The organism is Bacillus sp. FSL R5-0447, from assembly GCF_038606125.1.
Classification (GTDB): domain Bacteria; phylum Bacillota; class Bacilli; order Bacillales; family Bacillaceae; genus Bacillus; species Bacillus velezensis.
On sequence record NZ_CP152012.1, the window covers coordinates 29,321 to 52,347 of the forward strand.

Annotated in this window: 23 protein-coding genes, 2 tRNA genes and 3 rRNA genes; 27 read left to right on the forward strand and 1 reads right to left on the reverse strand. The window is 46.2% G+C overall.

All coding sequences use genetic code 11. From position 1 onward, the window contains the following. Positions 1-14: 14 nt before the first annotated feature. The 22 genes from NYE68_RS00140 (at position 15) to rsmI (ending at position 16,176) form a co-directional block, all read left to right on the forward strand. Complete coding sequence (locus NYE68_RS00140; RefSeq protein WP_007408754.1) at positions 15-338, forward strand: YbaB/EbfC family nucleoid-associated protein; 324 nt, start codon at positions 15-17, stop codon at positions 336-338. Positions 339-352: 14 nt separating this feature from the next. Then, the gene (gene recR / locus NYE68_RS00145) at positions 353-949 is read left to right on the forward strand and encodes a recombination protein RecR (protein WP_007615147.1); all 597 of its coding nucleotides are present in this window, start codon (positions 353-355) and stop codon (positions 947-949) included. 18 nt (positions 950-967) lie between these two features. Beyond that, entirely contained in the window at positions 968-1,192 is a 225-nt protein-coding gene (locus NYE68_RS00150) for a YaaL family protein (protein ID WP_007408755.1), read from the forward strand. 60 nt (positions 1,193-1,252) lie between these two features. After that, entirely contained in the window at positions 1,253-1,516 is a 264-nt protein-coding gene (locus NYE68_RS00155) for a pro-sigmaK processing inhibitor BofA family protein (protein WP_021494556.1), read from the forward strand. Positions 1,517-1,765: 249 nt separating this feature from the next. Next, a 16S ribosomal RNA gene (locus tag NYE68_RS00160) occupies positions 1,766-3,315 on the forward strand. A gap of 100 nt (positions 3,316-3,415) precedes the next feature. Beyond that, positions 3,416-3,492 (forward strand) — tRNA-Ile (locus NYE68_RS00165). A gap of 14 nt (positions 3,493-3,506) precedes the next feature. Further along, positions 3,507-3,582: transfer RNA gene (locus NYE68_RS00170), tRNA-Ala, on the forward strand. Between the two features lie 82 nt (positions 3,583-3,664). Beyond that, positions 3,665-6,594, forward strand: a 23S ribosomal RNA gene (locus NYE68_RS00175). 50 nt (positions 6,595-6,644) lie between these two features. Next, positions 6,645-6,760, forward strand: a 5S ribosomal RNA gene (gene rrf, locus NYE68_RS00180). Together the 16S, 23S and 5S rRNA genes with 2 tRNA genes alongside form the textbook arrangement of a ribosomal RNA operon. Before the next feature lie 174 nt (positions 6,761-6,934). After that, positions 6,935-7,129: a sigma factor G inhibitor Gin gene (locus tag NYE68_RS00185; protein ID WP_324636180.1), complete on the forward strand. Its 195-nt coding sequence runs from the start codon at positions 6,935-6,937 to the stop codon at positions 7,127-7,129. Between the two features lie 148 nt (positions 7,130-7,277). Further along, a complete protein-coding gene (locus NYE68_RS00190; RefSeq protein WP_040238642.1) occupies positions 7,278-7,892 on the forward strand; it encodes a 5-bromo-4-chloroindolyl phosphate hydrolysis family protein in 615 nt (204 codons plus the stop codon). Positions 7,893-7,907: 15 nt separating this feature from the next. Then, positions 7,908-9,026, forward strand: coding sequence for a toxic anion resistance protein (locus NYE68_RS00195; RefSeq protein WP_324636179.1), 1,119 nt, complete (start codon positions 7,908-7,910; stop codon positions 9,024-9,026). 77 nt (positions 9,027-9,103) lie between these two features. Continuing rightward, positions 9,104-10,537: an aminotransferase class I/II-fold pyridoxal phosphate-dependent enzyme gene (locus NYE68_RS00200; RefSeq protein ID WP_324636178.1), complete on the forward strand. Its 1,434-nt coding sequence runs from the start codon at positions 9,104-9,106 to the stop codon at positions 10,535-10,537. Continuing rightward, positions 10,534-11,172: a dTMP kinase gene (gene tmk / locus NYE68_RS00205; protein ID WP_007409918.1), complete on the forward strand. Its 639-nt coding sequence runs from the start codon at positions 10,534-10,536 to the stop codon at positions 11,170-11,172. The genes NYE68_RS00200 and tmk overlap by 4 nt, the downstream gene beginning before the upstream one ends. Before the next feature lie 70 nt (positions 11,173-11,242). After that, complete coding sequence (darA, locus tag NYE68_RS00210; RefSeq protein ID WP_004264734.1) at positions 11,243-11,572, forward strand: cyclic di-AMP receptor DarA; 330 nt, start codon at positions 11,243-11,245, stop codon at positions 11,570-11,572. 12 nt (positions 11,573-11,584) lie between these two features. After that, positions 11,585-12,025: a DUF327 family protein gene (locus NYE68_RS00215; RefSeq protein ID WP_004264730.1), complete on the forward strand. Its 441-nt coding sequence runs from the start codon at positions 11,585-11,587 to the stop codon at positions 12,023-12,025. Positions 12,026-12,036: 11 nt separating this feature from the next. Then, entirely contained in the window at positions 12,037-13,026 is a 990-nt protein-coding gene (gene holB, locus NYE68_RS00220) for a DNA polymerase III subunit delta' (protein WP_031379324.1), read from the forward strand. A gap of 2 nt (positions 13,027-13,028) precedes the next feature. Then, positions 13,029-13,856, forward strand: coding sequence for a competence/sporulation regulator complex protein RicT (ricT, locus tag NYE68_RS00225; RefSeq protein WP_004264723.1), 828 nt, complete (start codon positions 13,029-13,031; stop codon positions 13,854-13,856). 14 nt (positions 13,857-13,870) lie between these two features. Continuing rightward, entirely contained in the window at positions 13,871-14,230 is a 360-nt protein-coding gene (gene yabA / locus NYE68_RS00230) for a replication initiation-control protein YabA (protein ID WP_004264720.1), read from the forward strand. Positions 14,231-14,290: 60 nt separating this feature from the next. Then, the gene (locus tag NYE68_RS00235) at positions 14,291-15,034 is read left to right on the forward strand and encodes a tRNA1(Val) (adenine(37)-N6)-methyltransferase (protein WP_004264717.1); all 744 of its coding nucleotides are present in this window, start codon (positions 14,291-14,293) and stop codon (positions 15,032-15,034) included. Further along, a complete protein-coding gene (locus NYE68_RS00240) occupies positions 15,021-15,320 on the forward strand; it encodes a GIY-YIG nuclease family protein (RefSeq protein WP_060675321.1) in 300 nt (99 codons plus the stop codon). The genes NYE68_RS00235 and NYE68_RS00240 overlap by 14 nt, the downstream gene beginning before the upstream one ends. Next, complete coding sequence (gene rsmI, locus NYE68_RS00245; RefSeq protein ID WP_060675320.1) at positions 15,295-16,176, forward strand: 16S rRNA (cytidine(1402)-2'-O)-methyltransferase; 882 nt, start codon at positions 15,295-15,297, stop codon at positions 16,174-16,176. Before NYE68_RS00240 ends, rsmI begins: the two co-directional genes overlap by 26 nt. Positions 16,177-16,225: 49 nt before the next feature. Here the strand turns inward: rsmI and abrB are convergent, their stop codons facing one another. Beyond that, complete coding sequence (gene abrB, locus NYE68_RS00250; RefSeq protein ID WP_169510469.1) at positions 16,226-16,516, reverse strand: transition state genes transcriptional regulator AbrB; 291 nt, start codon at positions 16,514-16,516, stop codon at positions 16,226-16,228. A 483-nt stretch (positions 16,517-16,999) separates the two neighbouring features. On the opposite strand from abrB, the gene metG reads away from it, so the two are divergent. From metG to rsmA, 5 genes are all read left to right on the forward strand, one after another. Further along, the gene (metG, locus tag NYE68_RS00255) at positions 17,000-18,991 is read left to right on the forward strand and encodes a methionine--tRNA ligase (RefSeq protein ID WP_020955208.1); all 1,992 of its coding nucleotides are present in this window, start codon (positions 17,000-17,002) and stop codon (positions 18,989-18,991) included. 76 nt (positions 18,992-19,067) lie between these two features. After that, the gene (locus NYE68_RS00260) at positions 19,068-19,835 is read left to right on the forward strand and encodes a TatD family hydrolase (RefSeq protein WP_053573817.1); all 768 of its coding nucleotides are present in this window, start codon (positions 19,068-19,070) and stop codon (positions 19,833-19,835) included. A gap of 134 nt (positions 19,836-19,969) precedes the next feature. Then, on the forward strand, positions 19,970-21,295 hold the full coding sequence (locus NYE68_RS00265) for a ubiquitin-like domain-containing protein (RefSeq protein ID WP_324636177.1): 1,326 nt from the start codon (positions 19,970-19,972) through the stop codon (positions 21,293-21,295). 135 nt (positions 21,296-21,430) lie between these two features. Then, positions 21,431-21,994 (forward strand): ribonuclease M5, encoded by a 564-nt coding sequence (rnmV, locus tag NYE68_RS00270; RefSeq protein ID WP_004264696.1) that lies wholly within the window; start codon positions 21,431-21,433, stop codon positions 21,992-21,994. Next, positions 21,984-22,865 carry a 16S rRNA (adenine(1518)-N(6)/adenine(1519)-N(6))-dimethyltransferase RsmA gene (gene rsmA, locus NYE68_RS00275; protein ID WP_004264694.1) on the forward strand — a complete coding sequence of 294 codons (882 nt, stop codon included), beginning with the start codon at positions 21,984-21,986 and terminating at the stop codon, positions 22,863-22,865. The genes rnmV and rsmA overlap by 11 nt, the downstream gene beginning before the upstream one ends. The last annotated feature ends 162 nt before the right edge of the window (positions 22,866-23,027 follow it).

Consider the following 23,027-nt stretch of genomic DNA (forward strand, 5'->3'; position numbering starts at 1 on the left):
GAGAGTGATTGAATATGCGTGGCGGAATGGGAAACATGCAAAAAATGATGAAACAAATGCAAAAAATGCAAAAGGATATGGCGAAGGCTCAGGAGGAGCTTGCTGAAAAAGTGCTTGAAGGCACAGCAGGCGGCGGTATGGTGACTGTAAAAGTCAACGGCCAAAAAGAAGTTGTAGACATTGCCATTAAAGAAGAAGTCGTTGATCCGGAAGATATCGAAATGCTTCAGGACCTGGTTCTTGCTGCGACAAACGACGCCCTCAAAAAAGTGGATGACATGACGAATGAGACAATGGGACAATTTACAAAAGGAATGAACATACCGGGTTTATTCTAGGGGGATAAATAAACATGCAGTATCCTGAACCAATATCAAAGCTGATTGACAGCTTTATGAAATTGCCAGGGATCGGACCGAAAACAGCGGTTCGTCTGGCTTTTTTTGTTCTAGGTATGAAAGAAGACGTGGTATTAGATTTCGCGAAAGCATTAGTAAATGCGAAGCGCAACCTGACATATTGTTCGATTTGCGGACATATTACAGATCAGGACCCTTGTTATATATGTGAGGACACAAGAAGGGATAAGTCTGTTATTTGTGTCGTGCAGGACCCTAAGGATGTGATCGCAATGGAGAAAATGAAGGAATATAACGGCCAGTATCATGTTCTTCACGGCGCGATTTCACCAATGGACGGCATCGGCCCGGAGGATATTAAGATTCCGGAGCTGCTGAAACGTCTTCAGGATGATCAAGTGACAGAAGTTATTCTCGCAACCAACCCTAATATTGAAGGGGAAGCAACAGCGATGTATATATCAAGGCTGTTAAAGCCCTCAGGCATCAAGCTCTCCCGTATTGCCCACGGTCTGCCCGTCGGCGGTGATTTGGAATATGCTGATGAGGTCACTCTTTCAAAAGCTCTTGAAGGAAGACGTGAATTGTAAGGGAGGAAAAGGCAAGGCATGGGTTTTCTTCGCAGAAATACATTAAGAAAAGAGTTTGATGAGAAGCTGATAGAACAGCTCTTTAAACAAAAAGAAGAATGGAACAGACAGAAGAGTCTGGTCGAGAAAAGTCTCGAGCCCTCCGCTGAGGTATTGTTTGAGCTGAAAGTCGCTGAATCTAAGTACTTTTTTTATTTGAAAGAAGCGAAGCAGCGGAATTTGAAAATGAGCAGATGGAAGTAAGAGGTCTATTCTCCGGGATCTTCTCATAAGCTTGTACTAAACAAGCGAGGGGGAAGATTCATGGAGCCTTTTTTCATTATCGGTTTGATTGTCGGTCTGGTTGCTTTGCTTTTTTTATGGGGAGTATCTTCAAAACCGTTAAGATGGATTGGTGTGACTGCGATTAAGTTTGTTGCCGGTGCGATTCTGCTGGTGGGTGTGAACTTGTTCGGAGGCAGTCTCGGTATTCATATCCCTGTTAACCTGATTACAACGGGCATCAGCGGGATTCTGGGGATTCCCGGCATCGCGGCTTTGATAGTCATTAAACGCTTCATCATTTAATTTGCCGATTATTGTTGACATGTTGGATCAAGGGTGGTATTCTAATATACGTCGCTGATGACGAAACAAATTCTTAAAAAAGAAATTTTAAAAAGTTATTGACGACTTTGAAGTTGATATGTTACAATAATTAAGTCGCTTCGAGAGCGATGGACAAAGTTCTTTGAAAACTAAACAAGACAAAACGTACCTGTTAATTCAAAGTTTTAAATAAATCGCACAGCGATGTGCGTAGTCAGTCAAACTACTTTATCGGAGAGTTTGATCCTGGCTCAGGACGAACGCTGGCGGCGTGCCTAATACATGCAAGTCGAGCGGACAGATGGGAGCTTGCTCCCTGATGTTAGCGGCGGACGGGTGAGTAACACGTGGGTAACCTGCCTGTAAGACTGGGATAACTCCGGGAAACCGGGGCTAATACCGGATGGTTGTTTGAACCGCATGGTTCAGACATAAAAGGTGGCTTCGGCTACCACTTACAGATGGACCCGCGGCGCATTAGCTAGTTGGTGAGGTAACGGCTCACCAAGGCGACGATGCGTAGCCGACCTGAGAGGGTGATCGGCCACACTGGGACTGAGACACGGCCCAGACTCCTACGGGAGGCAGCAGTAGGGAATCTTCCGCAATGGACGAAAGTCTGACGGAGCAACGCCGCGTGAGTGATGAAGGTTTTCGGATCGTAAAGCTCTGTTGTTAGGGAAGAACAAGTGCCGTTCAAATAGGGCGGCACCTTGACGGTACCTAACCAGAAAGCCACGGCTAACTACGTGCCAGCAGCCGCGGTAATACGTAGGTGGCAAGCGTTGTCCGGAATTATTGGGCGTAAAGGGCTCGCAGGCGGTTTCTTAAGTCTGATGTGAAAGCCCCCGGCTCAACCGGGGAGGGTCATTGGAAACTGGGGAACTTGAGTGCAGAAGAGGAGAGTGGAATTCCACGTGTAGCGGTGAAATGCGTAGAGATGTGGAGGAACACCAGTGGCGAAGGCGACTCTCTGGTCTGTAACTGACGCTGAGGAGCGAAAGCGTGGGGAGCGAACAGGATTAGATACCCTGGTAGTCCACGCCGTAAACGATGAGTGCTAAGTGTTAGGGGGTTTCCGCCCCTTAGTGCTGCAGCTAACGCATTAAGCACTCCGCCTGGGGAGTACGGTCGCAAGACTGAAACTCAAAGGAATTGACGGGGGCCCGCACAAGCGGTGGAGCATGTGGTTTAATTCGAAGCAACGCGAAGAACCTTACCAGGTCTTGACATCCTCTGACAATCCTAGAGATAGGACGTCCCCTTCGGGGGCAGAGTGACAGGTGGTGCATGGTTGTCGTCAGCTCGTGTCGTGAGATGTTGGGTTAAGTCCCGCAACGAGCGCAACCCTTGATCTTAGTTGCCAGCATTCAGTTGGGCACTCTAAGGTGACTGCCGGTGACAAACCGGAGGAAGGTGGGGATGACGTCAAATCATCATGCCCCTTATGACCTGGGCTACACACGTGCTACAATGGACAGAACAAAGGGCAGCGAAACCGCGAGGTTAAGCCAATCCCACAAATCTGTTCTCAGTTCGGATCGCAGTCTGCAACTCGACTGCGTGAAGCTGGAATCGCTAGTAATCGCGGATCAGCATGCCGCGGTGAATACGTTCCCGGGCCTTGTACACACCGCCCGTCACACCACGAGAGTTTGTAACACCCGAAGTCGGTGAGGTAACCTTTATGGAGCCAGCCGCCGAAGGTGGGACAGATGATTGGGGTGAAGTCGTAACAAGGTAGCCGTATCGGAAGGTGCGGCTGGATCACCTCCTTTCTAAGGATTTTAACGGAATATAAGACCTTGGGTCTTATAAACAGAACGTTCCCTGTCTTGTTTAGTTTTGAAGGAACTTTGATTCTTTCATATGGTAGATGGGCCTGTAGCTCAGCTGGTTAGAGCGCACGCCTGATAAGCGTGAGGTCGGTGGTTCGAGTCCACTCAGGCCCACCATCTTTACCCAATACGGGGCCTTAGCTCAGCTGGGAGAGCGCCTGCTTTGCACGCAGGAGGTCAGCGGTTCGATCCCGCTAGGCTCCACCAACGTGTTCTTTGAAAACTAGATAACAGAAGTAATTCACATTCAATTAGTAATGCAAGATATCACGTAGTGATTCTTTTTAACGGTTAAGTTAGAAAGGGCGCACGGTGGATGCCTTGGCACTAGGAGCCGATGAAGGACGGGACGAACACCGATATGCTTCGGGGAGCTGTAAGCAAGCTTTGATCCGGAGATTTCCGAATGGGGAAACCCACCACTCGTAATGGAGTGGTATCCATATCTGAATACATAGGATATGAGAAGGCAGACCCGGGGAACTGAAACATCTAAGTACCCGGAGGAAGAGAAAGCAAATGCGATTCCCTGAGTAGCGGCGAGCGAAACGGGACCAGCCCAAACCAAGAGGCTTGCCTCTTGGGGTTGTAGGACACTCTGTACGGAGTTACAAAGGAACGAGGTAGATGAAGAGGTCTGGAAAGGCCCGCCATAGGAGGTAACAGCCCTGTAGTCAAAACTTCGTTCTCTCCTGAGTGGATCCTGAGTACGGCGGAACACGTGAAATTCCGTCGGAATCCGGGAGGACCATCTCCCAAGGCTAAATACTCCCTAGTGACCGATAGTGAACCAGTACCGTGAGGGAAAGGTGAAAAGCACCCCGGAAGGGGAGTGAAAGAGATCCTGAAACCGTGTGCCTACAAGTAGTCAGAGCCCGTTAACGGGTGATGGCGTGCCTTTTGTAGAATGAACCGGCGAGTTACGATCCCGTGCAAGGTTAAGCAGAAGATGCGGAGCCGCAGCGAAAGCGAGTCTGAATAGGGCGAATTGAGTACGTGGTCGTAGACCCGAAACCAGGTGATCTACCCATGTCCAGGGTGAAGTTCAGGTAACACTGAATGGAGGCCCGAACCCACGCACGTTGAAAAGTGCGGGGATGAGGTGTGGGTAGGGGTGAAATGCCAATCGAACCTGGAGATAGCTGGTTCTCTCCGAAATAGCTTTAGGGCTAGCCTCAAGGTAAGAGTCTCGGAGGTAGAGCACTGATTGGACTAGGGGCCCCTACCGGGTTACCGAATTCAGTCAAACTCCGAATGCCGATGACTTATCCTTGGGAGTCAGACTGCGAGTGATAAGATCCGTAGTCGAAAGGGAAACAGCCCAGACCGCCAGCTAAGGTCCCAAAGTATACGTTAAGTGGAAAAGGATGTGGAGTTGCTTAGACAACCAGGATGTTGGCTTAGAAGCAGCCACCATTTAAAGAGTGCGTAATAGCTCACTGGTCGAGTGACTCTGCGCCGAAAATGTACCGGGGCTAAACGTATCACCGAAGCTGCGGACTGTTCTTCGAACAGTGGTAGGAGAGCGTTCTAAGGGCTGTGAAGCAAGACCGGAAGGACTTGTGGAGCGCTTAGAAGTGAGAATGCCGGTATGAGTAGCGAAAGAGGGGTGAGAATCCCCTCCACCGAATGCCTAAGGTTTCCTGAGGAAGGCTCGTCCGCTCAGGGTTAGTCGGGACCTAAGCCGAGGCCGAAAGGCGTAGGCGATGGATAACAGGTTGATATTCCTGTACCACCTCCTCACCATTTGAGCAATGGGGGGACGCAGGAGGATAGGGTAAGCGCGGTATTGGATATCCGCGTCCAAGCAGTTAGGCTGGGAAATAGGCAAATCCGTTTCCCGTGAAGGCTGAGCTGTGATGGCGAGCGAATTATAGTAGCGAAGTTCCTGATTCCACACTGCCAAGAAAAGCCTCTAGCGAGGTGAGAGGTGCCCGTACCGCAAACCGACACAGGTAGGCGAGGAGAGAATCCTAAGGTGATCGAGAGAACTCTCGTTAAGGAACTCGGCAAAATGACCCCGTAACTTCGGGAGAAGGGGTGCTCTGTTAGGGTGCAAGCCCGAGAGAGCCGCAGTGAATAGGCCCAGGCGACTGTTTAGCAAAAACACAGGTCTCTGCGAAGCCGTAAGGCGAAGTATAGGGGCTGACGCCTGCCCGGTGCTGGAAGGTTAAGAGGAGCGCTTAGCGTAAGCGAAGGTGCGAATTGAAGCCCCAGTAAACGGCGGCCGTAACTATAACGGTCCTAAGGTAGCGAAATTCCTTGTCGGGTAAGTTCCGACCCGCACGAAAGGCGCAACGATCTGGGCACTGTCTCAACGAGAGACTCGGTGAAATTATAGTACCTGTGAAGATGCAGGTTACCCGCGACAGGACGGAAAGACCCCGTGGAGCTTTACTGCAGCCTGATATTGAATGTTGGTACAGCTTGTACAGGATAGGTAGGAGCCTTGGAAACCGGAGCGCCAGCTTCGGTGGAGGCATCGGTGGGATACTACCCTGGCTGTATTGACCTTCTAACCCGCCGCCCTTATCGGGCGGGGAGACAGTGTCAGGTGGGCAGTTTGACTGGGGCGGTCGCCTCCTAAAAGGTAACGGAGGCGCCCAAAGGTTCCCTCAGAATGGTTGGAAATCATTCGCAGAGTGTAAAGGCACAAGGGAGCTTGACTGCGAGACCTACAAGTCGAGCAGGGACGAAAGTCGGGCTTAGTGATCCGGTGGTTCCGCATGGAAGGGCCATCGCTCAACGGATAAAAGCTACCCCGGGGATAACAGGCTTATCTCCCCCAAGAGTCCACATCGACGGGGAGGTTTGGCACCTCGATGTCGGCTCATCGCATCCTGGGGCTGTAGTCGGTCCCAAGGGTTGGGCTGTTCGCCCATTAAAGCGGTACGCGAGCTGGGTTCAGAACGTCGTGAGACAGTTCGGTCCCTATCCGTCGCGGGCGCAGGAAATTTGAGAGGAGCTGTCCTTAGTACGAGAGGACCGGGATGGACGCACCGCTGGTGTACCAGTTGTTCTGCCAAGGGCATCGCTGGGTAGCTATGTGCGGACGGGATAAGTGCTGAAAGCATCTAAGCATGAAGCCCCCCTCAAGATGAGATTTCCCATTCCGCAAGGAAGTAAGATCCCTGAAAGATGATCAGGTTGATAGGTCTGAGGTGGAAGTGTGGCGACACATGGAGCTGACAGATACTAATCGATCGAGGACTTAACCAATTTGAATGTATGCTTACTGTTATCTAGTTTTGAGAGAACACTCTCAATGGTTTGGTGGCGATAGCGAAGAGGTCACACCCGTTCCCATGCCGAACACGGAAGTTAAGCTCTTCAGCGCCGATGGTAGTCGGGGGTTTCCCCCTGTGAGAGTAGGACGCCGCCAAGCTATCATTACGGTAAAGGCAGCTCATGATGAGCTGCCTGTTTTGTTTTTGAATAAAAACAAAACAAACACCGAAATACGGAAACGCCCATATACTAATTGCAAACTTCAAAAAGGTCCAAATTGTGTATACAATCAACAGCTTAAGGGAAGGCTATTCATACGGAGGTGGGCAAAATGAATGAAATGTCCAGCCATGAAGAAACATGTATTGTGTGTGAAACCAAAAAAAGCAGGGGAATCCATATTTATACGAAATTTATATGTTTAGAGTGTGAGAAGAAAGTAGTTTCCACTCCGACCTCTGATCCAAATTATGAATTTTTCGTTCGTAAACTGAAAAGCCTTCATACACCGACGTTATATTCTTAACCCTGAAAAGGGTCTTTTTTTTGCCTGAAATCAGAGGAGTTTTTACACTTTTTATAAAAGAACTGATACGATAAGAAGAGGAACTTGTTTAGACATGGAATGTAATAGATAATACTGATAAAAGTGAATAAATAGGAGTCGATCAAGTATGAAACCGTTTATTCAATATATGAAATGGACGCTTTGCGGCGGCACAGTTTTTGTATTAGCGGGGATAACCTTCTTTACGATAGGGCATCAGCCTTTTCTGTATTCGCTTTTATACGGGGCAGCCGGCGGAGCCGCAGCCAGTGCGGCCGGTCTGTGGAATGCGAAGCGTCTCTTTTTAAAAAAACACCGGCTGACAAGAAAAGAATATGCTTATATCAAGGAAAATCTTGAGGAAGCAAAGGGTAAAATCATCCGATTACGCAGGGCGCTTTTTCGCTCTAAAAGTATACAAATGCTGAAGCAGAATGCAGAGATACTGCGGATAACCCGGCGAATATATCTGCTCACAAAGCAAGAGCCGAAGCGTTTTTATCAGGCAGAGCGGTTCTATTATCAAACGCTTGATTCTGTTGTGGAACTGACGGAAAAGTATGCTCTGCTCTCATCACAGCCGCGAAAAAATAAAGATTTATCAATGTCTTTGAGTGAGACGAGGATGACTCTGGCAGATCTTTCCAGAAGGCTGGAAGAGGATCTTCATGAACTGATGAAGGAGGACATCGACGACCTGCACTTTGAATTAGATGTGGCAAAGCATTCACTGAGAAAATAAGAAAGGAAGAAGGAAATGGCCAAAGACCGTTCCGACGACAGCATGGGCGCCCAAAATGACCAGACCCCTCTAAAGCTTGCAGATACGCTGCCGGAAGAAAAAAGAGAAGCGGCACTTCAGCTCGCTGAAAAACTGGACCCTGAGAACATGCAAAGCATTGTACTGTTTGGTTCACAGGCGCAGGCGAATCTTCTGGAATTTTCCCACACGATGATAGAGCACGTTCAAAGAAAAGATGCAGGAGAGATGGGACAGATACTGGCTGATTTGATGCTGAAGCTTGACCAGGTCAACCCTGATGATCTGCAGATGAAGAACAAAGGGTTTTTCGCCAGGCTGTTTAAAAGGGTGTCCGGTTCTGTACAGGAAGTGCTTTCGAAATATCAAAAGAAAAGTGTGCAGATTGACCGTATCAGCAGAAGGCTGGAACATTCTAAAAATGTGCTGTTGAGTGACAATAAATTGTTAGATCAGCTGTACGCCCAAAATAAACAGTACTTTACTGATTTAACTATGTATATAGCAGCGGGGGAATTAAAATTAGATGAGCTGAAAACAAAGCTGATACCCGAAGCGGCAAGAAAAGCCGAATTACAAGAACACAATCAAATGGCCGCGCAGGAAGTGAATGATCTTCGCCAGTTTGCCGACCGTCTGGATAAGAGGGTGCATGATCTGCTGTTGAGCAGGCAGATTACGCTTCAGAGTGCGCCGCAAATCCGCCTGATTCAAAACACGAATCAGGCACTGGCAGAGAAAATTCAGTCCTCCATTGTTACGGCTATTCCTTTATGGAAGAATCAAGTCGCCATCGCGCTGACGCTTATGAGGCAGCGGAGTGCGGCAGATGTGCAGCAGAAGGCGGCAGATACGACAAATCAATTGCTGCTGAAAAACGCTGAACTTCTGAAAACAAGTACAGTCGAGACAGCGAAAGCCAATGAGCGCGGACTTGTTGAGGCAGAAACCCTCAAAAAAGTGCAGGAAAGCTTAGTCAGCACACTTGAAGAAATCATGTCTATTCAAGAAGAAGGCAGGATGAAACGCAGGCGTGCCGAGGAGGAGCTTGTTATCATGGAAGGCGATTTAAAAAAGAAGCTGCTTGATATGAGGTCCGGCCGGGATAACGGCTAGATGGCAAAAAGTCTTAGCTTTAAGTTGGCTCGCAGGCACGATATAATAAGAAAGACAGGCAAAGGATTTGTTTAAAAATGGACACACCTTTATATACAGCGCTGATGAAGCATGCGCACCGAAATACGTATTCTTTTCATGTTCCGGGACATCACAATGGAGATGTCTTTTTTGATGAAGCCAAATCTGTATATCAATCTCTTTTATCTATTGATATGACTGAGATCACGGGTCTTGATGACTTGCATCACCCGACGGGGGTCATTAAGGAAGCGCAGGATTTGGTGAGCAGATTTTACGGCTCTCAGGAAAGTTTCTTTCTCGTCAATGGAACGACCGCCGGCAATCTGGCGATGATTTTAGCTGTGTGTGAACCGGGTGAACCCATTCTGATCCAGCGTAATTGTCACAAGTCTGTTTTCCATGCGGTGGCATTGGCCGGAGCCAAGCCGGTTTATTTGGCGCCGGAAATCGATGAAAACATGCATGTGCCGGCACATGTATCCCTTTCAGTCATCGAAAAAGCGCTGGCGTCATATCCGAACGCGAAAGGACTTGTTCTGACCAATCCGACTTACTACGGACACGCCGCCGATTTGACCGCGGCAGTTAACAAAGCCCATTCATACGGCGTTCCTGTACTGGTGGATGAGGCACATGGGGCTCACTTTGTGTTAGGCCGGCCTTTCCCGCCTTCATCATTGGCTATGGGGGCAGACGCCGTTGTTCAATCGGCTCACAAAACGCTTCCGGCTATGACGATGGGGTCTTACTTTCATTTGAACAGCACCAGAATTGACAGAGATCGATTAACTTATTATGTAAGCAGTTTGCAAAGCAGCAGCCCGTCATACCCGATTATGGCATCTTTAGATACGGCGCGCGCTTATGTGCAGGATATTGCTGAAAAAGGGACACTTCCCGTTCATATGGAGCGCATTGAGAAAATCAAACGAAGGTTCGCATCAATTTCTTCTATTGAAATAATCGAGCCTTCTGGATATGGGCTGCGGGCGGACCCGTTAAAATTAAGTCTTCGGTCAAAGCTCGGACATTCCGGCTATTCATTACAACGGATTTTGGAGAGTGAAGGCATTGTTGCCGAGCTGGCTGACGAGTACCAAGTATTGCTCGTACTGCCGATAGGCGGCCGGCGGATGATAGAACAGGCAACCGTAAGAAACATACAGCAGAAACTGGAGAATACACCGCCCGATAAATTGCCGGATACCGTGAATTGGACCTTTCCGTCCATTTCGACTCTTGAATATCCGCAAAATGAGATGCGGAAGTTTCCAAAAGAGCTTACGGATATAAATAAGGCGGCCGGGCGCTTGCATGCGGGGAACATTATTCCTTATCCCCCGGGAATTCCGCTGATCATGGACGGAGAACGGATAACAGAAGAGATCGTACAAAAGCTTTCCCGTTTAATCGGCATGGACGCGCATATTCAAGGCTTGTTAAACGGGGAACAATTACTTGTCTATATAGAAGAGGAGAAATCATGAGCGGTTTATTTATAACATTTGAAGGTCCTGAAGGTGCAGGAAAAACGACTGTGCTTCAGGAAATGAAAGAGATTCTGTCGGCAGAGGGGCTCCCGGTGACAGCGACAAGAGAACCGGGCGGCATCGACATTGCGGAACAGATCAGAGAAGTGATCTTAAATAAAAACAATACACTGATGGATGCAAAAACGGAGGCGCTGCTTTACGCTGCGGCGAGAAGACAGCATTTAGTCGAAAAGGTGCAGCCTGCATTGAAAGAAGGCCGCATTGTGCTGTGTGATCGTTTCATTGACAGTTCTCTGGCGTATCAAGGCTATGCGAGAGGGCTCGGGATTGATGAAGTTCTTTCTATCAACCAGTTTGCAATCGGCGATACGATGCCTGATGTTACCATCTATTTTTCTATTGAGCCGGAAGAAGGGTTGAAACGGATTACGTCGAATGATTCAAGAGAGAAGAATCGTCTCGATCTTGAGGCCCTGCACTTTCATACGAAAGTACGGGAAGGATACCAAAAGGTCATGCAGCGTTTTCCGGAAAGATTCCATACAATCGACGCATCGAAAAAGAAGGAACTCGTCATTCAGGACGCACTTCAAGTGATAAATGAAGCATTGAAAAAAATTCAGTTGTGACCTGTTTCTCATAAGTTGCTATAATGAATGTAACGATAATGTTCTTTCCAACCTAAAGGGGGCCTAGAGAATGAAACTAATAGTGGCAGTGGTGCAGGATCAGGACAGCAACAGGCTTTTGAAAGTATTAACCGACCACAACTTCAGGGTGACGAAGCTTGCGACAACAGGCGGATTCCTTAAATCAGGCAATACGACGTTTATGATCGGGGTGGAAGATATCCGTGTCGATAAAGCGCTCAGCCTCATTAAAGAGAATGGCTGTAAACGTGATCAGATGATTGCCCCGGTATCCCCGATGGGCGGGAATGCGGATTCCTACGTTCCATATCCCGTCGAAGTGGAAGTCGGCGGAGCGACGGTCTTTGTCCTCCCGGTCGATGAATTTCATCAATTTTAAGGATTTGACGACGTGAAAATAAATTCTGACTTACGTACATTTATTGAGAAAAAGCAGCAGCCTGCTTATAAAGCGGCAGAGCTTTCCGGAACATTTAAAAGTTCAATGGACAGCCAAAGCAGCAAGCTGAAATTTGATCAGCTGAGCAGGTTTTTAACGGATATAGAAACGTTCGGGAAAAGGCTGACGAAGTCGAGAAACTTCAAAGACTTAGCGAAATTCAAAGGATTGGTAAAACGTTTTGTAAAAGAGGCCGTAGACAGCGGATTATCGCATGAGACGGAGAAAAGCTTTGACCTGTACGGAAGCAGCCGGACTCTGGGGCTTGTGAAAGAAATAGATGAAAAACTGCTTCAGCTGACAGAAGAAATGTTAGATCAGGAAAAACCGGCAATTGATTTGCTGGATCGAATCGGAGAAATAAAAGGTTTATTGATTAACCTTTACACATAGAGAGTGATACAATGGCAATATCATGGAAGGAAATGACCGGGCAGCAGCCCAGAGTGATGCGGCTTTTGCATAACAGCATTGAAAAGAAAAGGCTTTCTCACGCATATCTGTTTGAAGGCAAAAAAGGAACGGGCAAATTGGATGCCGCACTGCTTCTCGCAAAAAGCTTTTTTTGTCTTGAAGGCGGGACTGAGCCTTGCGGGGAGTGCCGGAACTGTAAGCGTATTGAATCCGGAAACCATCCCGACCTCCATGTGGTTCAGCCCGACGGATTATCCATTAAAAAGGCTCAGATCCAATCGCTTCAGGAAGAGTTTTCTAAAACAGGACTGGAATCGCATAAAAAGCTGTACATTATATCCCATGCGGACCAAATGACGACAAATGCAGCAAACAGTCTGCTGAAATTTTTAGAGGAGCCGAGTCAAGATACCATCGCAATTCTTATTACTGAGCAGCTCCACCGAATACTGGATACCATCGTTTCGAGATGTCAGGTCCTTCCGTTCCAGCCGCTTCAGCCGAAAGCCATAGAAGAAAGACTGATTGAACAGGAAGTGAGCCCTCACATGGCCCGGCTCTTAGCAAATATGACAAATAATATTGCGGAAGCAGTCGAATTAAGTCGAAATGATGAGTTTGCAGAGTCCAGAGCGAAAGTGATAAAATTGTATGAAGTCTTACATCAGCGGAAAGGACATGCCTTTTTCTTCATTCAGGATCAGTGGGTGCCCTTTTTCAAAGAAAAAACCCATCAAGAAATGGGTCTTGATATGCTCTTATTGATATACCGTGATGTATTATCCATCCAAATTGGAAATGAAGATAAACTGATTTATCAAGACTTATTCCAATCAATAAAACAGCATGCGCTGCAATTTACACAACAAAGCGTTACGAACCAAATTCTCGCTGTTTTAGAAGCAAAAAAACGGCTTCATTCCAATGTGAATGTGCAGGGATTAATGGAGCACTTGGTGTTAACGTTGCAGGAGGGATAAGCTTGTACAACGTAATAGGCGTCCGCTTTAAAAAAGCGGGGAAAATTTATTATTTTGATCCGAACGGATTTGATATAGAACAAGACAGCTGCGTCATTGTTGAAACCGTAAGAGGTGTCGAATACGGGCAGGTTGTCATCGCAAATAAACAAGTGGACGAGCATGATGTTGTGCTTCCGCTTCGAAAGGTCATACGCGTTGCTGATGAACGCGATCTTCTCATTGTAGAAGAAAACAAACAGGAGGCCCTGTCCGCTTTTGAAGTCTGTCAGAAAAAAGTGGCTGACCACGGCTTAGATATGAAGCTGGTTGATGTTGAGTTTACATTTGACCGCAATAAAGTCATTTTTTACTTTACAGCAGACGGACGGGTTGATTTCAGGGAATTGGTCAAAGACTTGGCTTCTATCTTTAAAACGAGAATCGAATTGCGCCAAATCGGGGTGAGGGACGAGGCGAAAATGCTCGGCGGTATCGGACCATGCGGGAGAATGCTTTGCTGCTCCACGTTCCTCGGTGATTTTGAACCGGTGTCCATCAAAATGGCGAAGGATCAAAATTTATCGTTGAACCCAACGAAGATTTCCGGTCTGTGCGGCCGTTTGATGTGCTGTTTGAAGTACGAAAATGATGAGTATGAGACGGCAAAAGAACAGCTGCCGGATTTAGGCGAAATGATTACGACGGCAAACGGCCCCGCAAAGGTTGTCGGTCTTAATATTCTGGAACGGGTGCTTCAGGTGGAACTGAAGAATCGTGAAAAAGTGATAGAATATACTTGGGAAGAGCTCTTGGAAGAGGGCGTCGTATCCGCACAAACCACAGATTAACGAGGTGTGGAACCTTGGATAAAAAAGAGTTATTTGATACTGTCATAAACCTGGAGGAACAAATCGGTTCGCTGTACCGTCAGCTGGGTGACTTAAAGCAGCATATCGGCGAAATGATTGAAGAGAATCACCATCTTCAGCTTGAAAATAAGCATTTGCGTAAACGGCTTGATGATACGACAGAGCAAATTGAGAAATTCAAAGCCGACCAGAAAGAAACAAAAACACAGAAGGCAGAGCAGAGTGATATAGGAGAAGGGTACGACAATCTGGCCCGGCTGTATCAAGAAGGCTTTCATATTTGCAACGTCCATTATGGGAGCGTCCGCAAGGGAGATTGCCTTTTTTGTCTGTCCTTCTTAAATAAAAAATAAGGAAAAGGCTTCCGCTGATGTCGGAAGCCTTTTTCAAAGAGTGCCGAAAGGAATAAGATTATGGTTTCATTACGTGATGATGAAAGATTGGATTACTTATTAGCAGAGGATATGAAAATAGTACAGAGTCCGACGGTTTTCGCTTTTTCATTAGATGCCGTGCTGCTGTCTAAGTTTGCATACGTTCCGATTCAAAAGGGGAACATCGTTGATTTATGCACGGGGAACGGCATTGTGCCGCTTTTGCTCAGCACAAGGTCAAAAGCCGATATCACCGGGGTTGAAATTCAGGAACGCTTGTATGATATGGCGCTCCGAAGCGTGGAATACAACGGGCTGGGCGGTCAGATCAGTCTCATTCATGATGATCTGAAAAATATGCCGGAAAGACTCGGACATAATAAATATGATGTTGTCACCTGCAATCCGCCTTATTTTAAAACACCGAAAGAGGCGGAGCAGAACCTGAACGAGCATCTCAGAATCGCAAGGCACGAAATTCTTTGCACGCTTGAAGATGTGATTTCCGTCAGCAGCAAACTGCTGAAGCAAGGCGGAAAAGCGGCTCTCGTTCATCGGCCGGGGAGGCTTTTGGAAATCTTTGAATTAATGAAAGCGTACCGAATAGAACCGAAACGGGTTCAGTTTATTTATCCGAAACAAGGTAAAGAAGCGAATACCATTTTGGTTGAAGGAATTAAAGGCGGCCGCCCTGATCTCAAAATTCTTCCCCCGCTGTTCGTATACAATGAACAAAATGAATATACGAAAGAGATCCGCACGATTTTATATGGAGACAAATAGTCATTTCTTTTATGTGCTGCTGTGCAATGACAGCAGTTTGTATGCCGGTTATACAAATGATCTGCAAAAACGGCTGAAAACCCACAATGAGGGAAAGGGCGCGAAGTACACAAGGGCGCGGCGGCCGGTTTCGTTATGCCATGCGGAATCATTTGAAACAAAACGGGAAGCGATGCAGGCGGAATACCGTTTTAAGCAGCTGACCCGAAAGAAAAAAGAGCAATATATAGAAGAAAAACGACGCAGCAAGGAGGCTGTATATGTTAAGACGCCAGATGAGTTTTAACGGAAAATCTGAAATGGGAACTCTGTACCTTGTTCCTACACCGATCGGCAATTTGGAGGACATGACCTTTCGTGCAGTAGAGACGCTGAAATCGGCCGATGTCATAGCTGCCGAAGATACGAGACAGACGAAAAAGCTGTGCCATGTTTATGATATAGAAACATCTCTCATCAGCTATCATGAACATAATAAAGAAAGCAGCGGCCATAAAATCATTGAATGGCTGAAAAGCGGAAAGAATGTGGCATTGGTCAGTGATGCCGGCATGCCGACAATTTCCGACCCGGGGGCTGAGATTGTGAGAGATTTCACCCAAATCGGCGGATATGTCGTCCCGCTTCCGGGTGCAAATGCGGCATTAACCGCGCTGACCGCATCAGGCATCACCCCGCAGCCGTTTTTCTTCTACGGATTTTTAAACAGACAGAAAAAAGAAAAGAAGAAAGAACTCGAAATCCTGAAAAAACGGCAGGAAACGATGATATTTTACGAAGCGCCGCACAGATTAAAAGAAACATTAACAGCAATGCATGACGTTTTGGGTAATCGAACCATCGCCGTCACGAGAGAATTAACGAAAAAGTACGAGGAATTCATCAGAGGAACCATCGCCGAGGTGATGGAATGGGCAAATGAAGATCAAATCCGCGGTGAGTTCTGTCTTGTTGTCGAAGGAAATCAAGGCGCTGAACCGGATGAAGAGGAAAAGCCTTGGTGGACGGAGCTTTCTGAGAAAGAGCATGTGGAGCATTACATAAACGAAGGAGCACCTTCCAAACAGGCCATAAAACAAACAGCGGTAGATCGGGGCGTTCCGAAACGCGAGATTTATGACGCTTATCACATTCAATCATAAAAAAAACCGTTCTTGTATCGTAACAAGAACGGTTTTTGTATGAAATAGCTTATTTTTGGTTTTGAAGCTGGTTTTGAATTTCAGAGATGATTTGCTCAGCGCCTTCTTTGCTGAGTACCAATTTGCCGCCGGCAAGTTTAAGGTTATCATCAGAAACTTCACCAGTTACTTGGCAAGTCATGTTTGGTTTATATTTTTTAAGGATGATTTTTTCATCATCAACATAAATTTCAAGAGCGTCTTTTTCTGCGATGCCCAGTGTACGGCGAAGTTCGATAGGGATAACGACGCGTCCAAGTTCATCAACTTTACGTACGATACCAGTAGATTTCATTAACAGTCTCCTCCCGAGAGATAATTATTTTGTAGTTTATATTTTTCTTCGTCATTATTCGACAAAATTCCTTACATTCCTAGCATAACAAGGTTTCCAATAATCGTCAATCTTTTTGTTTACTATTGATTGTAAGAATTAGTTCTTATAGTAAGTAAAGCCTTGGAAATCCTGAAATAACAGGCTTTTTGACTGCTTTTTCGAACCTATTATCCTACTGAAAATCCTTTTAAATCAAGACTTTCGAACCAAGATGTTTTATATTAGTAGATTATATACGACAAATTTCGACATGTTAAGACTTTTTTTAATTTCAATAAAAATTTTTAATTTTATTTACTCTTTTACGCGCAGTACGTATATATCCTTGATCTTAAAGGCTAAGATGGTATCATAGATAGAGGACAAATATCAATATTGTATATCAAATAAAACCGCTCTCGTCCTTTGGGCGTGAGCTTTTCGACATTCTGAATGGGAGGTTGCAACATGCCGCAAGACAATAATACTTTTTATATTACAACCCCGATATATTATCCGAGCGGAAAATTACATATCGGCCATGCTTATACTACCGTGGCCGGCGATGCGATGGCGCGTTACAAAAGATTAAAAGGATTTGACGTACGCTACTTAACCGGAACGGATGAGCACGGACAGAAAATCCAGCAGAAAGCGGAGGAAGAGAATATCACGCCTCAAGCTTATGTGGATCGTGCAGTTGCTGAAATCCAAAAACTATGGAAGCAGCTCGACATTTCTCACGATGATTTCATCCGGACGACGGAAAGCCGGCACAAAGAAATTATCGAGAAAGTGTTTCAAAAACTTCTTGATAATGGTGACATTTACCTGGATGAGTATGAGGGCTGGTACAGCATCCCTGATGAAACATTCTATACGGAAACACAGCTGGTGGATGTGGAAAGAAATGAGAAGGGTGAGGTTGTCGGCGGAAAAAGCCCGGACAGCGGCCACCCGGTCGAATTAATCAAAGAGGAATCATACTTCTTCCGCATGAGCAAATACGCAGACCGCCTGCTGAAGTTTTATGAGGAAAATCCTTCTTTCATCCAGCCTGAATCACGCAAAAATGAAATGATTAACAACTTCATTAAACCGGGGCTTGAAGACTTGGCCGTTTCCAGAACGACGTTCGACTGGGGCGTAAAAGTGCCGGGAAATCCGAAGCATGTCGTGTATGTATGGATTGACGCACTGTTCAACTATATAACAGCGCTCGGTTACGATACGGAAAATGATGAGCTTTACAAAAAGTACTGGCCGGCTGACGTCCATCTTGTCGGTAAAGAAATTGTCCGTTTTCATACCATTTACTGGCCGATTATGCTGATGGCGCTTGATCTCCCGCTCCCTAAGCAAGTATTCGCGCATGGCTGGTTATTGATGAAAGACGGAAAAATGTCGAAATCAAAAGGAAATGTCGTTGATCCGGTAACGTTAATTGAACGCTACGGCTTGGATGAACTTCGCTATTACCTGCTTCGCGAAGTACCGTTCGGTTCAGACGGTGTCTTTACGCCGGAAGGTTTCGTAGAACGGATTAATTATGACTTGGCGAACGACTTAGGAAACCTTCTGAATCGTACAGTTGCAATGATCCAAAAATATTTTGACGGTGAGATTGGTTCATATGAAGGAAATGTGACCGATTTTGATTCAGAGCTTTCTTCTGTAGCCGGTGAAACGGTTAAAGCTTATGAAAAGGCAATGGAAAACATGGAGTTTTCAGTCGCTTTATCAACGCTATGGCAATTAATCAGCCGTACGAACAAATATATTGATGAAACTGCTCCGTGGGTGCTTGCTAAAGATCAGGAAAAAGAAAAAGAATTACGTTCCGTCATGTATCATTTAGCTGAATCTTTACGTATCTCAGCCGTATTGCTCCAGCCTTTCTTGACACAAACGCCTGAAAAAATGTTTGCCCAGCTCGGAGTTGAGGATCAGTCTCTTAAAGCTTGGGACAGTATTCAGACATTCGGCCAATTGAAGAACGCGAAAGTGAATAAAGGGGAACCGCTTTTCCCTCGTCTTGAAGCTGAAGAGGAAGTAGCTTACATCAAGCAAAAAATGCAAGGAACTGCTCCTGCTAAAGAAGAAAAGGCGGAAGAGCCGCAAGAAGCAGAGCGTCTTCCTGAAATTACGTTTGATCAATTTATGGATACAGAACTTCGCGTCGCAGAAGTCTTGTCCGCAGAGCCGGTGAAAAAAGCAGATCGGCTGCTGAAATTGCAAATTGATCTGGGCTTTGAACAGCGCCAAGTTGTATCAGGTATCGCGAAGCATTACACACCGGATCAGCTTGTGGGAATGAAGATCATTTGTGTAACGAATCTAAAACCGGTAAAACTGAGAGGCGAGCTTTCTCAAGGAATGATACTGGCAGGAGAATCAGACGGCGTTCTCAAAGTTGTAGCTGTCGACCAGTCATTACCGAAAGGCACTCGAATTAAATAAATAGATGCAAAAGGTGTTTCACGTGTAACATTCCGTCGAACACCTTTTGTTTTTCAACAAGAAAGGAGTTTTTATGATGCTTTTTGATACACATGCGCACTTAAATGCCGAGCAATTTGACACAGACTTAGAGGAAGTCATTGCGCGTGCAAAGGCTGAAAAGGTTGAACGGATCGTCGTTGTCGGATTCGACAAACCCACTATCACGCGTGCGATGGAGCTGATTGAGGAATATGACTTTATATACGCTGCGATCGGCTGGCATCCGGTAGACGCAATTGACATGACAGAGGAAGATTTATCATGGATTAAGGAACTGTCCTCTCACGAAAAAGTTGTGGCAATCGGAGAGATGGGCCTTGATTACCACTGGGATAAATCACCAAAAGACATTCAGAAAGAAGTATTCCGGAAACAAATCGCTCTCGCCAAAGAAGTGAACCTTCCAATTATCATTCATAATCGTGATGCAACGGAAGATGTTGTCACGATTTTGAAAGAAGAGGGGGCGGAAGAAGTCGGCGGTATTATGCACTGCTTTACGGGGAGCGCGGAGGTTGCGCGGCAGTGTATGGATATGAATTTTTATATTTCATTCGGCGGACCGGTTACCTTCAAAAATGCGAAGAAACCAAAAGAAGTAGCAAAGGAAATTCCGAATGACCGTTTGCTGATTGAAACGGACTGTCCTTTCCTGACACCGCATCCTTTCCGCGGTAAACGAAATGAGCCAAGCTACGTAAAATATGTTGCTGAACAGCTCGCTGCATTAAAAGGGCTGACATATGAAGAAATTGCCTCAATTACAACCGAAAACGCAAAAAGACTTTTCCGCATGAACTGACAGAATGCGCTGTCGTAACGTGTAAAGGCTTGTCCGATTCAGTGGATATGTAAAACGGTTCTACAAGCTTCCTTCTCCTCATAAGATAGGTTGTCGATATGTCTCTCTTCCTTTTTTTGCTTTGTTTTTGCATAATGAGGGATACGCTGAAGGTTTTTCATCTTCGAGATGGGAGGGTTGACAGCATTTTAGATACTCTATATAATCTCTCCGAGGAGAAGGAGGCGTTTTTCATCACACAAAAAATGAAAAAACTGTTTTCCGTAAAGCTTGGTAAAAGCAAGGTTATTCTTATTGCAGCTATTATTCTGCTGGGCGGAACCGGGACTGCATACGGGGCACATGAGCTCTCAAAACAATCAGTTTCTGTTTCCATCAACGGCAAGAAAAAGCAAATACGCACTCATGCAAAAACGGTTGGGGAACTTCTGGAAGATTTACATATAGAGACGAGAAATGAAGACCGGATTACCCCGTCTAAGCAGACAGCATTGGCAGACAACATGAATGTCGTGTATGAAGCTGCAAAGCAGATCCGTGTGACAAGAGGCGGAGAAGAAAAGACTTTATGGTCAACGGCAAAAACAGTCGGCGCATTTCTGAACGAACAGCATACACCTGTGAATCAGCACGATAAAATAGATCCAGCAGCAGATACGAAAGTGACAAACGGCATGAAAGTCACGGTCGACCCGGCTTTTCAGGTCACTGTAAATGATGCGGGAAAGAAAAAGAAAATATGGACGACTTCGACTACGGTCGCTGACTTTTTAACGCAGCATAAGATGGACATGAAAGACGAAGATAAAGTAAAACCGGCATTACACGAAAAGCTCACAAAAAATCAGGCCGGCATACAAATCACTCGTATCGAAAAAGTCACCGATGTAGTTGAGGAAAAAATAGCGTATCAAGTGAAAGAAAAAGAAGATGCGTCTCTCGACAGCGGGAAAGAAAAGATCGTTCAAAAAGGAAAAGAAGGCAAACTTAAAAAGCATTTTCATGTTGTCAAAGAAAACGGAAAAGAAGTATCAAGAAAGCTTGTCAAAGAAGAAACATCTGAAAAAAGCAAAGATCAGATCATTGCGGTCGGCACAAAGCGGCACAGTCCCAAGATTGAGCAGCTCAGTGCACCTGTGAAAGCATCTTCGGACGAAAACGGATCTTCCGGTAAAGTGATCACCGTGTCTTCCACGGCTTATACCGCAAGCTGCAGCGGCTGTTCCGGCCAAACGGCTACAGGCGTTAACCTGACAAGCAATCCGAATGCCAAAGTCATTGCGGTAGACCCAAGCGTCATCCCGCTCGGCACAAGAGTCCACGTAGACGGATACGGGGATGCCGTGGCTGCTGATACAGGCTCAGCCATTAAAGGAAGACGGATTGATGTCTTTTTCCCTGAAAAATCTTCAGCTTACCGCTGGGGAAAGAAACAGGTCAAAATAAAAATCTTAAATTAATTCCGATTCACTCAGAGGGTTTTGCGCCCTCTGTTTTTTTCGTTATAATAGGTAAAGTGTATTTTCAGTATATTAGACGTGACATGCAAGCAAAGGTTTCGTTTTGGATATAAAAAGTTTTTTTTGGAGGAAGTAATGAAAATTAAAGAAATTATTGTAGTCGAGGGACGCGATGACACTGCGCGCATAAAACTTGCCGTTGATGCGGATACAATCGAGACAAACGGTTCCGCAATCGGAGACGAAGTCATCAGGCAGATTCGGCTGGCGCAGGAAACGAGAGGGGTCATCGTGCTGACGGACCCGGATTTTCCGGGGGAAAAGATCCGGAAAACCATTTCTGAAGCAGTACCCGGCTGTAAACACGCATTTCTGCCCAAACATCTTGCCAAACCGAAAAACAAGCGCGGCATTGGCGTTGAGCACGCATCCATTGAAAGCATCAGAGCATGTCTGGAAAATGTGCATGAAGAGATGGAGGCAAAGCCGAGTGAGATTTCAGCTGAAGATGTCATACAGGCCGGTCTGATCGGCGGACCGGCTGCCAAAAGACGCCGCGAACGATTGGGCGACCTGCTGAAGATCGGCTATACAAACGGCAAGCAGCTTCAAAAACGGCTGCAAATGTTTCAAATCAAAAGAAGTGATTTTATTGATGCGCTCGATGCTATGAGGCAGGAGGAACAGGATGAACAATAAAGATATCGCGACACCTATCAGAACGAAGGAAATTCTGAAAAAGTACGGTTTCTCTTTTAAAAAGAGTCTGGGACAGAATTTCTTAATTGATACAAATATATTGGACAGAATTGTGGACCATGCGGAAATTACGGATCGGACCGGAGTCATTGAAATCGGGCCCGGAATCGGCGCGCTGACAGAGCAGCTTGCCAAACGGGCGAAAAAGGTCGTCGCGTTTGAAATTGATCAGCGCCTGCTGCCCATTCTCAATGATACGCTGTCTCCATATGACAATGTAACGATCATCCATCAAGATGTGCTGAAAGCAGACGTCAAATCCGTCATTGAAGAGCAGTTTCAGGATTGTGATGAAATTATGGTGACGGCGAATCTCCCATATTATGTGACGACGCCGATCATCATGAAGCTTTTGGAAGAACATCTTCCGTTAAAAGGAATTGTCGTGATGCTGCAAAAAGAGGTCGCTGAGCGGATGGCCGCTGATCCTTCCTCTAAGGAGTACGGATCGCTTTCCATTGCGGTTCAGTTCTATACGGAGGCCAAAACCGTCATGACCGTACCGAAAACGGTGTTTGTGCCTCAGCCTAATGTCGATTCCGCTGTCATCCGTCTCTTGCTTCGTGACGGCCCGGCGGTTGACGTCGATAATGAACCGTTTTTCTTCCAGCTGATTAAAGCAAGCTTCGCACAGCGCCGGAAAACCTTGCTGAACAACCTTGTGAACAATCTTCCGGGCGGAAAAGAGAAAAAAGCTCAAATTGAAGAAGTTCTTCAAGAAACGAATATTGACGGAAAGCGGCGCGGTGAATCCCTGTCCATAGAAGAATTCGCGCTCTTGTCCAACGGATTGCATAAAGCCCTTTTCTAAGAGGGCTTTTTGTTTTGCGTCACCACTTGGACTGCCGCTACATAGGCTAGAGGAGAACCTTATTCATTCAACTGCAAGAAAAGCTTGAAACATCAAGCGCCGCAGCGGAAAGAGGTGCATTTGCCAAGACTTCTTTCATGATGAGGCTTAGTCTATTTGTGG